Origin of the sequence: Yinghuangia sp. YIM S09857, assembly GCF_051388915.1 — a bacterium.
Taxonomy (GTDB): domain Bacteria; phylum Actinomycetota; class Actinomycetes; order Streptomycetales; family Streptomycetaceae; genus Yinghuangia.
Window position 1 is genome coordinate 89,928 of record NZ_JBPKBH010000024.1, and the last position, 14,390, is coordinate 104,317.

The following is a 14,390-nucleotide window of genomic DNA, read 5'->3' on the forward strand; positions in this document are numbered from 1 at the left end:
GACCACCGCACAGTCGAGAGAGAGTGACCCGCAGTGCAGGGAGCAGAGCAGCGGCCGCGGCTCGCGGTCATGGTCGTCAGCAACTTCGTCGACGGCGACTCGCGCGTGCAGAAGACCGCGCGGTCGGTCGCCGAGGCCGGGTGGGACGTCGTGCTGCTCGGCCGGGCGCGGGGGAACACGCGCGAGGAGTACACGATCGGCGACGCGCGGGTGATCCGCGTGCCGCTGCGCATGACGGCCCAGACGTACCGCAAGGACAACCCGCCGCGCGGTGTGGCCGGGCGCCTCGGGTACCGCTCGGGCGAGCAGGCGCGCATGCGCGTCGACGCCCGTCGCGCGCTGCGCGCCGACCTTGAGGTCGAACGCCGCCTCGCCGCACTCGGCGACGACGACATGGCCACGCGGCTGCGGCTGACCGGGCTGACCGCCGCCGACCGCGCGCGCGGCTACTGGATCGAGGCCCGCCGCAGGCTCTACGAGCGGTCCGCCGCCAAGGCGAAGAAGCCCGGCGGGCGCACGCGCCTGGCCGTCGGCCTGGGCCGGGACGGCGGCGCGTGGCTCACGCAGCCCCAACTGGTGGACTTCGACACCGCGTTCGCCCCGGTGATCGCCGAGCTCAAGCCGGACCTGCTGCACGCCCACGACTTCGACACCGTGGGGCTGGTGGTGCGCGCGGGGCTCAAGCTGCGCGGCGCCGGGCACCCGGTGCGGATCGTCTACGACGCGCACGAGTACATCGCGGGCTGGGAGCGGCCCGGCGACCCGGCGTTCCGCCCGGCGATGGCCGCGCAGGAGCGCAAGTACATCCGGCTCGCCGACGGGGTCGTCACCGTCTCCGACGCGATCGCGGACCTGCTGGTCGCCGACCACGGCCTCGCGGCGCGGCCCACGGTGGTGTGCAACGCGCCCACCGTCGCCGAACTGGCCACGGACGACGACGCCGAGGTGGTGCCGGACGTCCGCGCCGCGGCCGGGCTCGGCGCCGAGGTGCCGCTGATGGTGTACGCGGGGATGACCGCGCCCGAACGCTCGCTCGACACCGCGGTCGCCGCGATGCCGTCGCTTCCCGGTGTCCACCTGGCGATGGTCACCGCCCGCAACCCGTACGTCGACGCGCTGGAGCGGCAGGCCCGCGAACTCGGCGTCTCCGACCGGCTGCACATCCTGCCGTACGTCAAGCCGCACCAGGTCGTCGCGCACCTCGCCGCCGGGAGCGTGGGCATCGTGACCTCGCTCCACTCGCCGAACTACGAGCTGTCGCTGCCGAGCAAGTACTACGAGTACCTGAACGCGCGCCTGCCGCTGGTGGTCTCCGACCTGCGCACGGTCGGCGCGTTCACGCGTGAGCAGGGCATCGGCGAGGTGTTCCCGGCAGGCGACAGCGAGGGCTTCGCGGCGGGGGTGCGGGCGGTGCTCGCGGACCGCGACAAGTACGTCAAGCCGTACGAAGGGGACCTCCTCGCCCGCAACACGTGGGAGGCCCAGGTGCCGGAACTGCTGGCGCTGTACGAGCGGTTGGCGGGCTGATGGGCGCGTCCAGGTCCGCCGCCCCCGTCGTCTCAGCCGCCCCCCGCGCGGCCGGTGCGCCGCCGCGCCTCGTACTGCTGCGCATGAACTGGATCACCGGCGACTCGCGCATCCAGAAGCTCGCCCTCGGCATGGCCGAGCGCGGCTGGGACGTCGTGGTGCTCGGGCGCTCGCGCACCTCCGCCCGTGAGGTGACCACGCTCGGCGACCCGGAGCGCGGCGCGGCCACCGTCATCCGCGTGCCCGTGCCGTCGGTCGTCGCGCCGTACCGCCGCTCGCGGCGCCTGCGCGGCGTGCTGGGCCGCATCGGCTTCCTGAGCCGGGACGACGAGGTCGCCGACCGCGTCACGGTGAACTTCCTGCGCCGCGAACAGGCCGCCGAGGAGGCGTTCGTCGCGTCGCCCGCGGACCGCGTGCGGCACACCGTGAAGGGCGCCGGGGTCACCGCCGCGCGGGCCCGGCACATGGTGCGCCGCGAGGCGACGCGCCGCCACGCGGCCCGGCTGGCACGGGTCGCCCGGCCGGGGGCGAAGGCGCGCGCGGTGGCCTACTCGTACCTCGCCGAAGGCTCCGGCTGGCGTGCCACGCAACCGCAACTCGTGGACTTCGAGGCGGCGTTCGGCCCGGAGATCGACGCGCTCCAACCGGACATCGTGCACGCGCAGGACATCACCGCGCTCGGCGTCGGCGCGCGAGCGGTCGAACGCGCGCGGCGCACCGGCCGCCAGGCCGTGATGATCTACGACGCGCAGGAGTTCATCGCCGGGGCGGGGTATCCGGGCCCGGAGCAGAAGGCGGCGTACGTCGGCCTGGAGCGCGAACTGATCGCCCGCGTCGACGGCGTGGTGACGGTGTCGGACACCCTCGCGGACATGCTGCGGGACCGCTACAGCCTGCGCGACCGGCCGACCATCGCCACCAACGCGCCGCGCCTGACCCGGCCGACGGGCGGCACCGGGCGGGGCGTGCGGGGCGCCGCGGGGCTGCCGGACGACGTGCCGGTCCTCGTCTACTCCGGCTGGCTCGCCCCCGAACGCGGCGTCGACACGCTGGCCGAGGCGCTGGTCCGGCTGCCGGACGCGCACGCCGTCGTGGTGGCCGGCGACCGTCGCCCCTACTTCGCCGAACTGGAGGCGCGCGTCGCCGAGTTGGGGGTGGGCGACCGCTTCCACTTCGTGCCGTACGTCGACCCCGAGGAGGTCGTGGACCACCTGTCGTCCGCGACGATCGGCGTCATCCCGCTGCGACACCTGCCGAACCACGAGATCTCGCTGATCACCAAGTACTACGAATACATGCACGCGGGGCTGCCGATCGTCGTCTCCGACGTCAGGACGATGGCGGCCTTCACGCGCGAGCTGGGCTGCGGCGAGGTGTTCACGGCGGGGGACGCGGAGGGCCTCGCGGCGGCGGTGCGCAAGGTCCTCGCGGACCGCGAGCGGTACGTGAAGCCGTACGCCGCCGACGGACTCCTGGAGGAGCACTCCTGGGACCGCCAGACGGAGAACGTCGCCGCGCTGTACGAGCGCCTCACCGGCCTGGTGCCGGAGCCGCGCACGACGGGCACCCTCGCCGCGGAACTCGCCTCGGGCGCGGCCGAGTTCGCCGAGGTGCCGACGGGCGCGCCCGCGGTCGGGGCGGAGGAGTCCGCCGAGCCCTCGCCGACCGCCTCCGAGGGCCGCCCGCCCGCCGAACTCCTCGACGACGCGGGCATTCCGGCCTCTTCTCCCCGTGCCGTCGTGCTGGTCGCTTCCGCGACCGGGGTGCGCCGCGGCGCCGTCACGGCCCTCGCCGACCGGGCGCGCTCCGCGGGCCTGGACGCCGTCGTCCTGGCCCCGGACCCGGACGGTCCGGGCGACAGCACTCGCCGTCCGCCGCGGGCGGCGGACGCCGCGCAGGTCGTGCTGATCCCGGCGCCGCGGACCGTCGCCGCGGGTCGCGACCGCAGGCGCGGGACGGACGAGTCGGTCGCCCGCGCGGCCCGCACGTACGCGGAGTTCCTGGGCCGCAGGGGCAGTTCGCTCTTCGAGCGGCTCCCGGACCTGCCGTCCCTCGGTTGGCGCGCGGCCCTCCCCGAGGCCATCGACGCCGAGGTCGCGTTGGCCCCCGTACTGGACGCTCTCGCCCCCGAAGTCGTCCACGCCTGCGACCCGGTGGCCCTCCTGATCGCCTCCCATGCCGCCGCGCGAGCCAAGAAGACCGGCCGCACCCTGACCGTCGAGTACCACCCTCCAGGCGCTGATCCCACCGGTTTGCCGGAAACACCGGAGGCCCGCCGAGCCCTCCGTACTCTGGAGCGCCTGTGCACCCCGCGCGCGACCCGCGTGCACACGACTCCGGCGGGAGCGGTGACGGAACGCGGGGGCGCGGGGGTTGGGCGCGGCGGCGGCGCCGGGCCGGCGGCGAGCCCGGCTTCAGCCGCCGCGGCACGCGCGACGGCGGAGGCCACAGCACACCCCGAGACCGACGCGACCACCTCTGCCGCCACCCCGGGTTCGCCGCAGGCCGACCCCGCGGGAAGCTCCGCGGCCGACTCGCGTGGCCTTGCGTCCCCCTCCCTCATGATCGGGCCCGCCAACATGGCCGGGCAGGGGTGGGCTTGGGCGCAGGCCGCGGAGCGGCATCTTGGCGTGGCCGCCGAGGTGTTCGCGTTGCGGCGGGAAGGGCCGTTGCGGTTTTCGGCGGACCGGTACCTCACCACCGCGGGGTGGGAGTCCGTCAGAGTGCACCTTGCGTTGCGTCGGCATGTGGTGCGCACCGCGACCCACGTGCTGCTCGAATCGGGGCTGCCGCTGACCGGGCGGGCCGCGCGGTCGGGGCGGTTCTCCGGGGACGCGGACGTCCTCCGCGAGGCGGGGATCGCCGTCGGGCTGGTGTTCCACGGGTCCGACGTGCGCGATCCGAGGCGGCACCGGGAGCTCTACGCCGAGTCGCCCTTCGCCGATCCGAACAGCCAGGTTTCGCAGGACCTTCAGCCACGTTACGACGCCCGCATGCGCGATGTGGATGATTGGGACGGCCCGGTTTTCGTCTCCACCCCCGACCTCCTCGACTTCGTCGTCGATCGATGGCCGCACGCCGTCTGGCTACCCGTCGTGGTCGACCTGGCCGCCTGGAGGCCGGGCGCCGAGCCGCTGCGCCGGGGCAAGCCAGTTGTGCTGCACGCACCTTCGCGCGGCACGCTGAAGAGCTCCCCGGTCGTGGACGCCGTCGTCGGCGACCTCGCCGCCCGCGGCCTGGTCGAGTACCGGCGAGTGGAGGGCGTCCCCCCGGCCGACATGCCCGCCCTCGTCGCCGACGCCGACATCGTGATCGACCAGCTCGCGATCGGGAACGTCGGCGTCCTGGCCGCACAGGCGATGGCCGCCGGGCGGGTCGTCGTCGGCCACGCCGCGCCGCGGGTCCGCGAGCGGTTCGGGGACGGCGGCGTACCGCAGGTCGAGGCCACCCCGCAGACGCTCCGCACCGTGCTCACCGGGGTGCTCGACGACCGCGACGTCGCGCGCGAAGTCGCAGCGCGTGGACCGGAGTTCGCGGCGACGCATCATGACGGCCGCCGATCCGCGGCGGCACTCGCTTCCTTTCTCGCCAGGCATGCACCATCCCAGGGAGAGACCTGATGGCCGAAACGGAATCCGTCGTGACCGAGGACGCGGCAGACGCGGGCGAGGCCGCCGGGGCGGTGCCGGCGGACACGCGGCGCCCGCTGCCGCGCGTCGTCCTCACCGCGGACGCTCCGGTGGGCACGTCCGGGCCGGAGTTCGCCGCCGGGCGCGCGCTGGCGGACGCCGGCAACTACGTGCTGCTCGCGGCGCCCGCCGAGGCCGCCGAGGTGTCCACCACGGCCACCGTGTCCGACACCGGTGTGCTGCGTGTGCTCAATGTGCCGGTGGATGCCGATGCGGCCGCCGAGATCTCGGTGGCCCGCTCGAACGTCGCCGCGCTGGCCGGCTCCGGCTTGGTCACGGGCCTGCGCCGCAAGCTGGCCCGCCGCAAGCTCGCCATGGTGCGCGAGCGGGTGTGGCAGGCCGCGGCGGCGGACCCGCACTGGGGGGAGCGGTGCGAGGCCGCGTACCGACCGTACGCCGACGCCTTCGCGCCGGTCGCCGAGGCCCCCGTCGGGGAGGCCGCGACCGTGGACGCCAAGGGCTCCACGCCCGAGGGCGTGGTGCTGGGCATCGGGCCCACCAACATGGCCGGGCAGGGTTACGAGTGGGCGCGTGCGGTGGAGCGCGGGCTGCCGGGCGTGCGTGCGGAGACGTTCACTCTCAGCTCGGGCAACACCTTCGGGTTCGCCGCGGACCGCACCATCTCGACGGACGACTGGCTGTCGCGCACCTGGCAGTTGGGTCAGCTCGCGTACGTGCTCGACAACTACTCGCACGTGCTGGCGGAGTGCGCGATGCCGCCGTTCGGGCGGCTGAACGGCCCGTGGGCGAACTTCGACCTGGCCGAACTGGCCGCCGCCGGCGTGGCGGTGGGCCTCGCGTTCCACGGCTCGGAGATCCGCGACCCGGCCGCGCAGCGCGCCCGGGTGCCGTTCTCGCCGTTCGACCCCGACCACGAGCTCACCCGGGCGCTCCAGAGCAAGGTGGACCGGCTGGGGCCGGTCGTCCGGGCCATGGACGTACCGAAGTTCGTGTCCACGCCCGACCTGCTGCACGACGTGCCGGACGCGGTTTGGCTGCCCGTCGTCGTGGACCCACAGGTGTGGGCCGCCGACAACAAGCCGCTGCGACGCGAGCGGCCGGTGGTGGTGCATGCCCCGTCGAGCCCGTTCACCAAGGGCACCGGGCTGATCGAGCCGGTCGTCGAGGAGATGCACGATGCGGGGCTGATCGAGTACCGGCGGATCAAGGGCGTTCAGGCGTCCGAGATGCCCGCGCTGCTGGCCGACGCGGACATCGTGCTGGACCAGTTCGTGTTCGGCTCGTACGGCGTGATGTCCGTGCAGGCGATGGCGGCCGGCCGGGTAACGGTGTGCTATCTGCACGAGTCGGTGACCGAACACCTGCCCGAGGACGTTCCCATGGTCAACGCCGACCCGGATACGCTGGGGAGCGAGCTGGAACGCATCCTCGCGGAGCGCGACGAGGCCGGGAAACTGGCGGCGCGGGGCCCGGCTTACGTCCGCGACAACCACGACGGCACCCGCAGCGCGCGCGTCCTCGCCGAGTTCCTGGGGGTCACACCGTGACACGGCCTCGCGTGGCCATGCTGGTGGCCAACGACATCACGCGGGACTCGCGCGTGCAGAAGGTCGCGTACTCGGCGGCCGAGGCGGGCTTCGACGTGCTGCTGCTCGGCTACGACGCGAACGCGCCCGCGGTGCCCGCCGGGACGACGCACATCGGCGCCGCGCGCGTGGCGCGCACCGGCCTGTCCAACCGCTTCAGGCTGAAGTCGGAGCAGTACGCGCACGCCACCGCACCGGCCGACCGGGCCCGCGCGGGGGCGCTGCGCGCGGCGAGCTTCGCGGCGCGCATGGACTACAAGGCGCGCCGCCGCCTCATGAAGAGCGTCAAGGAGCCCGGCACCGGCGGCCCCGGGGTCAAGGACAAGGCCAAGGAGACGCTCTGGAAGGTCTACATCCGCGACGGTGACTGGCGGCGTACGGCACGCCATCTGCTGCTCCTGGAGGACGCCTGGAGCGCCGTCGTGGAGGAGTTCCGGCCGGACGTCATCCACGCGCACGACATGCACACGCCGGGCATCGGCGTGCGCATCGCGGACCGCATCGCGCGGGCCGGCGGCAAGCGCCCCAAGGTGGTCTACGACGCCCACGAGTACGTCGCGGGCGTGCACATGCCGACCCAGCGGAAGCTGGCGTACACGGGCCTGGAACGGGAGTTCGTGCGCCGCGCGGACGCCGTCGTGACGGTGTCGCCGACGCTGGCCGACATGCTGGTGGAGAAGTACGCGCTCCGCACCCGGCCGACGGTCGTCGCCAACGCGCCGATGGTGGAGCTCGACACGGCCGCGGAGGAGGGCAAGGTCACCGGGATACGGGAGACGATCGGCCTGGCCGACGACGTTCCGCTGCTGGTCTACAGCGGAGCCATCTCGCCCGCCCGCGGCGTGGACATCATGGTCGAGGCGCTGCCGCTGCTGGACGGTGTGCACGTGGCCGTCGTGTGCGGCGACCGCAAGGATCCCTATGTCCGATCGCTGGTCGCTCGTGCGGGTGAACTTGGCGCCGGCGACCGGATCCACACGGTTCCGTACGTCGCGCCGCACCAGGTCCCCGAGTTCCTGTCGTCGGCGACCGTCGGGGTGATCCCGATCCTGCACACCGTGAACCATGAAATCGCACTGATCACCAAGTACTACGAGTACATGCACGCGAAACTCCCGATCGTGGTCTCCGACGTGGAGGCGATGGCGGACAAGACGGTCGAACTCGGGTGCGGCGAGGTGTTCGCGGTGCGTTCGACCGACGAAGTGGCGGACGCGGCACTGCGGAAGCGGGACGCGGAGGCGTTCGCGGCGGCGGCCGGCAAGGTGCTCGCAGACCCGCGGGGCTACGCCGCGGCGTACACTGACTCGCTTCTGGCCGAGAACTCGTGGGAGGGCCAGGCGAAGGTCCTCGTGGCGCTCTACGGCGCGCTCGCGGGCCGCGCGCCGGAACCGCTGCCGGGGCACCGTCCGTTCGCCGAGACGGCGTGATCCGGGAACCAAATGGGCTGCCAGGGACGACTGTGACGCTGAGGAGTGTGCATGATCCGGGTGCTCCGCGATCGATGCGCGATCAAGGAATCCGGTAACCTCGGCGGCGCCGCCGCGCGGCCGTCCGAACACCGGGACGACCGTGTGTGCTCCGACCGCAGCCCCCGACCGGTATCCCCGGTATCGTCGGTATCCACCCGTACGGAGCGGTTCGCGGTCGTCAGTTCCGAGGGGTGTACCCCGCAGCCGAGGAGAAGCCGGTAGTGGCGGTCATGGATGCCGAGGCGCAGGTGGCGAAGAAGAGCCGTGCGGCCGACAGCGTGCCAGTGCACGTGTACGAGCCGTACACCGCTCACCTGCCTCCGCTCAAGACGTATATGCACGACCTGGGCCAGCGGAGGCGCTTCGCGTACCGCATGGCCCACGCGACCCTGAAGGGGCGCAACTACGAGACGGTGTTCGGGCAGTTGTGGCTGGTGATCAACCCGCTGCTGCTCGCCGCCGTCTACTTCATGCTCGTGACGGTCCTGACCGGGTCGCACGAGGGCGGTGCGATGAAGGGCTTCACCCTCATCCTCTGCGGCCTTTTTTCTTACTACTACACGCGAAACATCGTGCAGCTCTCGTCGCAGTCGATCACCGGCGGCGGCAAGATGATCATGAACATGGCGTTTCCGAAGGCGTTGCTGCCGCTTTCCTCGCTGTTCTCCTCGTTCATGATGTACTGGCCGACGCTCGTCGTTTACGCCATCGCGCACTTCGCCGCGGGGCGCACCGCCGGCATCGCCTTCACGTGGCTGATCCCCATCTTCGTGATCCAGACCGTGTTCAGCTTCGGCTGCGGCCTGTTCTTCGCGGCGATGGCGGTCTACTTCCGCGACACCGCGAGCCTCCTGCCGTACGCCCTGCGCATCTGGATCTACCTCTCGCCGGTGCTCTTCACCGTCGAGCAGGCCAGGGAGAAGCTCGCGGGCAACGAGTGGCTGCTGTGGATCTTCAAGGTCAACCCGCTGTACCCGATCATCGGCTCCTGGAACCAGGTCATCCTGGAGAACCGGGCGCCCGACGGGATGCTCATGCTGTACGGCACGGCCTGGGCGGTCGTGGCCCTTTTTGGTGGAGCCTGGTTCTTCCTGTCCCGGGAGCGTGAATTTGCCTACCGCATCTGACCCCGAGGTCCTGGAGTCCGCCGTGTCCGACGCCGCCGCCCCGGGCGAGGCCGCCGGTCCCGCCCGACCCGACCCGCGCGAACAGCCGCTCGCGGTCAAGGTCGAGAACCTGGCGATCACGTACCGCACCTCGGTCGAGAAGGTGCCCACGCTCAAGAGCGCGATCAAGCGCGTGGGCCGCCGGGAACGGATGATCAAGGAGATCGAAGCGGTCAAGGACGTGTCGTGGAGCATCAACCACGGCACGGTCCTCGGCGTGGTCGGCGCGAACGGCGCCGGCAAGTCGACCATGCTGCGCGCGATCGCCGGCATCCTGCCGCCCACCCGGGGCCGCATCGAGGTGCACGGCCGGGTCAGCACGCTGCTCGCCCTCGGCGTCGGCTTCAACAGCCAGCTCACCGGGCGGGAGAACGTCATCCTCGGCGGCCTCGCGCAGGGCAAGAGCGAGGCCGACGTGCAGGCCAAGTACGAGGAGATCGCGGACTTCGCGGAACTGGGCGAGTTCATGGACATGCCCATGAAGTCCTATTCATCCGGTATGTACCAGAGACTCGCCTTCTCCGTCGGCGTGCACATGGATCCGGACATCCTCCTCGTCGACGAGGCGCTCTCGGCGGGCGACGCGCGCTTCAAGCGCAAGGCCGCCGCCAAGATGGACGAACTGTGCCGGGCGGCAAGGACGATCATCCTCGTCAGCCACGGCATGGCATCGGTGCGCGAGATGGCGAACCACTGCCTCTGGCTGCACAAGGGGAAGCTGATGGACCAGGGCGACCCGGAGACGATCATCGGGGAGTACATGCGCTTCCTCGAGGTCGGCGAAGAGGCGTTCGCGATGGAAGACGTCTGATCCAGAGGCCATGACCGACGCCACCAGCGAGACCGCGAGTGCGGCCGGCCGCCGGCCGGGGGACCGCACCCCGATCGATGTCAGCATCATCAGCTCGGGCCACGACGTCGCCGACGCGCGGCTGCACCGCACCGCGGCGGCACTCATCCGGGCCGGCCTGACCGTCGAGGTCATCGGGCTCGGCGACCCCGCGGGCGGCCCGGCCGGCGCCCACGTGGTCTCGCTCGGTGCGCGCGGCGGCGCCGTCGACCGGGCCCGCCGCGACCTGACGGTGCCCTTCAAGGCCCGCGGCAAGGTCGTTATGACCCTCGACCCCGACCTGGTCCCGACCGCCGCGGCGGCCCGGCTGCTGCGCCGCGGCCGCCTGGCGGTCGACGTCCACGAGGACTACCTCAAACTGCTGCGCGACCGCCCGTGGGGCAGCAGTTGGAAGGGGCGCGCCGGGGAGTCCCTGGTCCGCCTGTGCACCGTCGTCACCGGCCGCGCCGACCTCACCGTGGTGGCCGACGACCACGTGCCGCCGCTCTCCGCGCGCAGCCGCCTGGTCGTCAAGAACCTCCCCGACATGGGCTACCTGCCCGAGCCGGGCGAGTTCGACCCCACCCCCCGCGCCCTCTACATCGGGGACGTGCGCCGCTCCCGCGGCCTGGCCACGATGCTCGCCGCGATCGAGGCCGCGGACCCCTGGGAACTGGACATAGTCGGCCCGGTCGCCGGGACCGACAAGGTGTGGCTGGAGGAATGGCGCCGCACCTCGCCGGCGGCCAAGCGGGTCAGGCTGCACGGCAGGCTGTCGCCGGAGGCGGCATGGCGTTTCGCCCGCGGCGCGTGGGCGGGATTCGCACTGCTCGACGATACGCCCGCATTCCGCGAGGCGGTCCCCACAAAGCTGTACGAATACCTGGGAAGCGGACTCGCCGTGGTGGCGACCCCCCTCCCGCGTATGGCTAGGATCGTGGGCGAGTCCGGGGCGGGTCGGGTAGTCCGCGACGCCGAGGACGCGGGGCGGGTCCTGCGCGAATGGGCCGACCACCCCGAGGAGCTCCGCGCGATGCGCGAAGCCGCACTCGAGTGGACCGCTCACCACCTCGCCGGGGTGTCACCCTCCGACGAACTCGCCCGCACCATAAGTGATCTTGTCCGTGCCGCCGAGCGCTGACCCTGACGAGACTGAGGAGCGCTGAGTGGAGTCCACGGGCACCCCCGACCCTTCCGCTGTAAGCGTCATGCCGAGTGCCGACGTCGACGACCGGGCCAAGATCGGGGCGGGGACGGTCATCTGGCACCTCGCGCAGGTGCGTGAGGGCGCCGTGCTCGGTTCGGGGTGCATCATCGGCCGCGGCGCGTACGTCGGACCCGACGTGCAACTCGGTGACAACGTGAAGTTGCAGAACTACGCGCTCGTCTACGAGCCGGCCCGGCTTGAGGACGGGGTCTTCATCGGGCCCGCCGCCGTGCTCACCAACGACGTGTACCCTCGCTCGGTCAATCCCGAGGGCACCCTGAAGCGCGGCGGGGACTGGGACGCCCGGGGCGTCACGGTACGCACCGGCGCAGCGATCGGCGCCCGTGCCGTGCTCGTCGCCGGCGTTACCGTGGGCCGCTGGGCCCTGGTGGCCGCGGGTGCCGTGGTGACACGCGACGTACCCGACTACGCGCTGGTCGCCGGAGTCCCCGCGAAACGTGTGAAATGGGTGGGCAAGGCCGGGCTCCCGCTGGTCGCGGACGAGACGGCCGACTCGGGCCGGCAGGTCGAGGAGCTTACGGGGGAGCACCGCGGCGGCCAGACCCCGGCCGCACGGCGCTGGGTGTGCCCGGAAACCGGAGCACGCTATATCGAGATCGACGAAACCCTTTCGGAGGTAACCCCCTGATGGCCGGAACCATCCCCGCCGCGGCGCCGTTCTTCGGCGCGGAGGAGCGTGAGGCGGTCGACCGGGTGCTGCGCAGCGGCATGGTCGCCCAGGGTCCCGAGGTCGCGGCGTTCGAGCAGGAGTTCGCGCAGATCGTGGCCGGGCGCACCTCGGTCGCGGTCAACTCCGGCACCTCCGGCCTGCACCTGGCCCTGATCGCCATGGGCGTGGGCCCGGGCGACGAGGTCATCGTGCCCTCCTTCAGCTTCGCGGCGACCGCCAACGTCGTCGCGCTGGTCGGGGCGACGCCGGTCTTCGTGGACGTCGAGCCGGACCACTTCTGCATCGACCCGGCCGCAGTCGAGGCCGCGGTCACCCCGCGCACCGCCGCGATCATGCCGGTGCACCTCTACGGCCACCCCGCCGACATGGTCCGCCTCGGCGGGATCGCCGAGCGCCACGGCCTCGCGATCATCGAGGACGCCTGCCAGGCGCACGCCGCCGCGCTGCACGGCACCCCCGTGGGCGCCTTCGGCAAGACCGCGGTCTTCAGCCTCTACCCGACGAAGAACATGACCTCCGGCGAGGGCGGCATGGTCGTCACCGACGACCCGGAGATCGCCCGCAAGCTGCGCCTGCTGCGCAACCAGGGCATGGAGAAGCGGTACGAGAACGAGGTCGTCGGCTTCAACATGCGCATGACCGACCTGCACGCGGCGATCGGCCGCGTCCAGCTCGGCCGCCTCGCCGGCTGGACCGCGCAGCGCCGCGCCAACGCCGAGTACCTGGACGCCGGGATCGCCGGCTCGGGCATCGTCACCCCCGCGGTGGCCGACGGCGCCACGCACGTCTACCACCAGTACACGGTCCGGGTCGGCGACGAGGCCGTCCCCGGCGGGCGCGACGCCTTCGCGGCGCGGCTGGCCGAGCGCGGCGTCGGCAGCGGCGTCTACTACCCCGTGCCGATCCACCGCCTCCCGTCCTTCGGCCTGACGCTGGACCTGCCGGAGACCGAGCGGGCGGCCCGCGAGGTGCTGTCCCTCCCGGTGCACCCGTCGCTGTCCGAGGGCGACCTGAAGACCATCGTCGAAGCGGTGGTCGCGCGATGAGCGCACGCACCCCGTCCAACGCCTCGAAACCGCGATCCGGCCGCCGCCGGACCGAGCACAGTGAGGGAACGGCATGAGCCCCGACAAGGCACCGCTCCGCGCCGGGCTGGTCGGGCTCGGCATGATGGGCCGCCACCACGCCCGGGTCCTGCGCCGCCTGGCCGGCGTCGACCTGGTCGCGGTCGCGGACCCGCTGGGCGACCCGCACGGCGCCGCGCAGGGCCTGCTGCGCGTCGACACCGTCGAGCAGCTCATCGAACAGGGCCTCGACTACTGCGTGGTGGCCGCCCCGACGGCGTTCCACGAGAAGCTCGGCCTGACGCTCGCGGACGCGGGTGTGCACACGCTGATCGAGAAGCCGCTCGCGCAGGACGTCGCGTCGTCCCGCAAGGTCGCCGAGGCGTTCGAGGCCGCCGGGCTGGTCGGCGCGGTCGGCCACATCGAGCGCTACAACCCCGCGCTCCAGCAGTTGCGCGCGCGTCTGGAGGACGGCCAGCTCGGCAGCGTCTACCAGGTCGTCACGCGCCGCCAGGGGCCGTTCCCGAACCGCATCTCGGACGTCGGCGTGGTCAAGGACCTCGCGACGCACGACATCGACCTGACCGCGTGGGTGACCGGGCAGCCGTACCGCTCGGTGTCCGCGCGCACGGCGTACAAGAGCGGGCGCGACTTCGAGGACCTGGTGGCCGTCGTCGGCCAGCTCGCCGACGGCACCGTCACCAACCACCTCGTGAACTGGCTGTCGCCGATGAAGGAGCGGGTCACGATAGTGACCGGCGAGCGCGGCTGCCTGATCGCCGACACGCTGAACGTCGACCTGACGTTCCACAACAACGCCGAGATGATGACGCAGTGGGAGGCGCTGTCGAACTTCCGCGGCGTGTCCGAGGGCGACATGATCCGGTACGCGATCTCCAAGCCGGAGCCGTTGCAGACGGAGCACGAGGCGTTCCGCGACGCGGTGCTGGGCAAGGACGCCGACATCGTCACGATGCGGCAGGGCCTGGTCAACGTCGTGGTGGCGCAGGCCCTGCTCGACTCGGCGGCCGAGGGCGTCACGGTTTCCGTGGAGTCCTGAGGCGCGGGGCGTTCGACGCCCTTCGCGTGTCCGGCGGCGCACGGCGCGCCCTGCGGACACACGTCTGTGCAGTACACGTCGGCGGCCGCAGACCACCACGGCCGCCGACGGCGTTTTCAACCGGAGTTTCCGACCGGC

General features: G+C 72.5%; 10 protein-coding genes. All 10 read left to right on the top strand.

Annotation, left to right across the window (positions count from 1 at the left end):
- Positions 1-33 precede the first annotated feature (33 nt).
- Entirely contained in the window at positions 34-1,527 is a 1,494-nt protein-coding gene (locus ACRX5S_RS35080) for a glycosyltransferase family 4 protein (protein WP_436777261.1), read from the top strand.
- The gene (locus tag ACRX5S_RS35085) at positions 1,527-5,147 is read left to right on the top strand and encodes a glycosyltransferase (protein ID WP_436777262.1); all 3,621 of its coding nucleotides are present in this window, start codon (positions 1,527-1,529) and stop codon (positions 5,145-5,147) included. The genes ACRX5S_RS35080 and ACRX5S_RS35085 overlap by 1 nt, the downstream gene beginning before the upstream one ends.
- Positions 5,147-6,724 (top strand): glycosyltransferase, encoded by a 1,578-nt coding sequence (locus ACRX5S_RS35090; protein WP_436777263.1) that lies wholly within the window; start codon positions 5,147-5,149, stop codon positions 6,722-6,724. The genes ACRX5S_RS35085 and ACRX5S_RS35090 overlap by 1 nt, the downstream gene beginning before the upstream one ends.
- Positions 6,721-8,193, top strand: a complete 1,473-nt coding sequence (locus ACRX5S_RS35095; RefSeq protein WP_436777264.1) for a glycosyltransferase — start codon at positions 6,721-6,723, stop codon at positions 8,191-8,193. Before ACRX5S_RS35090 ends, ACRX5S_RS35095 begins: the two co-directional genes overlap by 4 nt.
- Positions 8,194-8,426: 233 nt before the next feature.
- Positions 8,427-9,362, top strand: a complete 936-nt coding sequence (locus ACRX5S_RS35100) for an ABC transporter permease (protein WP_436777265.1) — start codon at positions 8,427-8,429, stop codon at positions 9,360-9,362.
- A complete protein-coding gene (locus ACRX5S_RS35105) occupies positions 9,346-10,212 on the top strand; it encodes an ABC transporter ATP-binding protein (RefSeq protein WP_436777266.1) in 867 nt (288 codons plus the stop codon). Before ACRX5S_RS35100 ends, ACRX5S_RS35105 begins: the two co-directional genes overlap by 17 nt.
- 10 nt (positions 10,213-10,222) lie before the next feature.
- Positions 10,223-11,371 carry a glycosyltransferase gene (locus ACRX5S_RS35110; protein ID WP_436777267.1) on the top strand — a complete coding sequence of 383 codons (1,149 nt, stop codon included), beginning with the start codon at positions 10,223-10,225 and terminating at the stop codon, positions 11,369-11,371.
- Between the two features lie 67 nt (positions 11,372-11,438).
- Complete coding sequence (locus tag ACRX5S_RS35115) at positions 11,439-12,086, top strand: DapH/DapD/GlmU-related protein (RefSeq protein WP_436777314.1); 648 nt, start codon at positions 11,439-11,441, stop codon at positions 12,084-12,086.
- Entirely contained in the window at positions 12,086-13,174 is a 1,089-nt protein-coding gene (locus ACRX5S_RS35120) for a DegT/DnrJ/EryC1/StrS family aminotransferase (protein WP_436777268.1), read from the top strand. The genes ACRX5S_RS35115 and ACRX5S_RS35120 overlap by 1 nt, the downstream gene beginning before the upstream one ends.
- Before the next feature lie 73 nt (positions 13,175-13,247).
- Positions 13,248-14,252 carry a Gfo/Idh/MocA family protein gene (locus ACRX5S_RS35125; protein ID WP_436777269.1) on the top strand — a complete coding sequence of 335 codons (1,005 nt, stop codon included), beginning with the start codon at positions 13,248-13,250 and terminating at the stop codon, positions 14,250-14,252.
- Positions 14,253-14,390 lie beyond the last annotated feature (138 nt).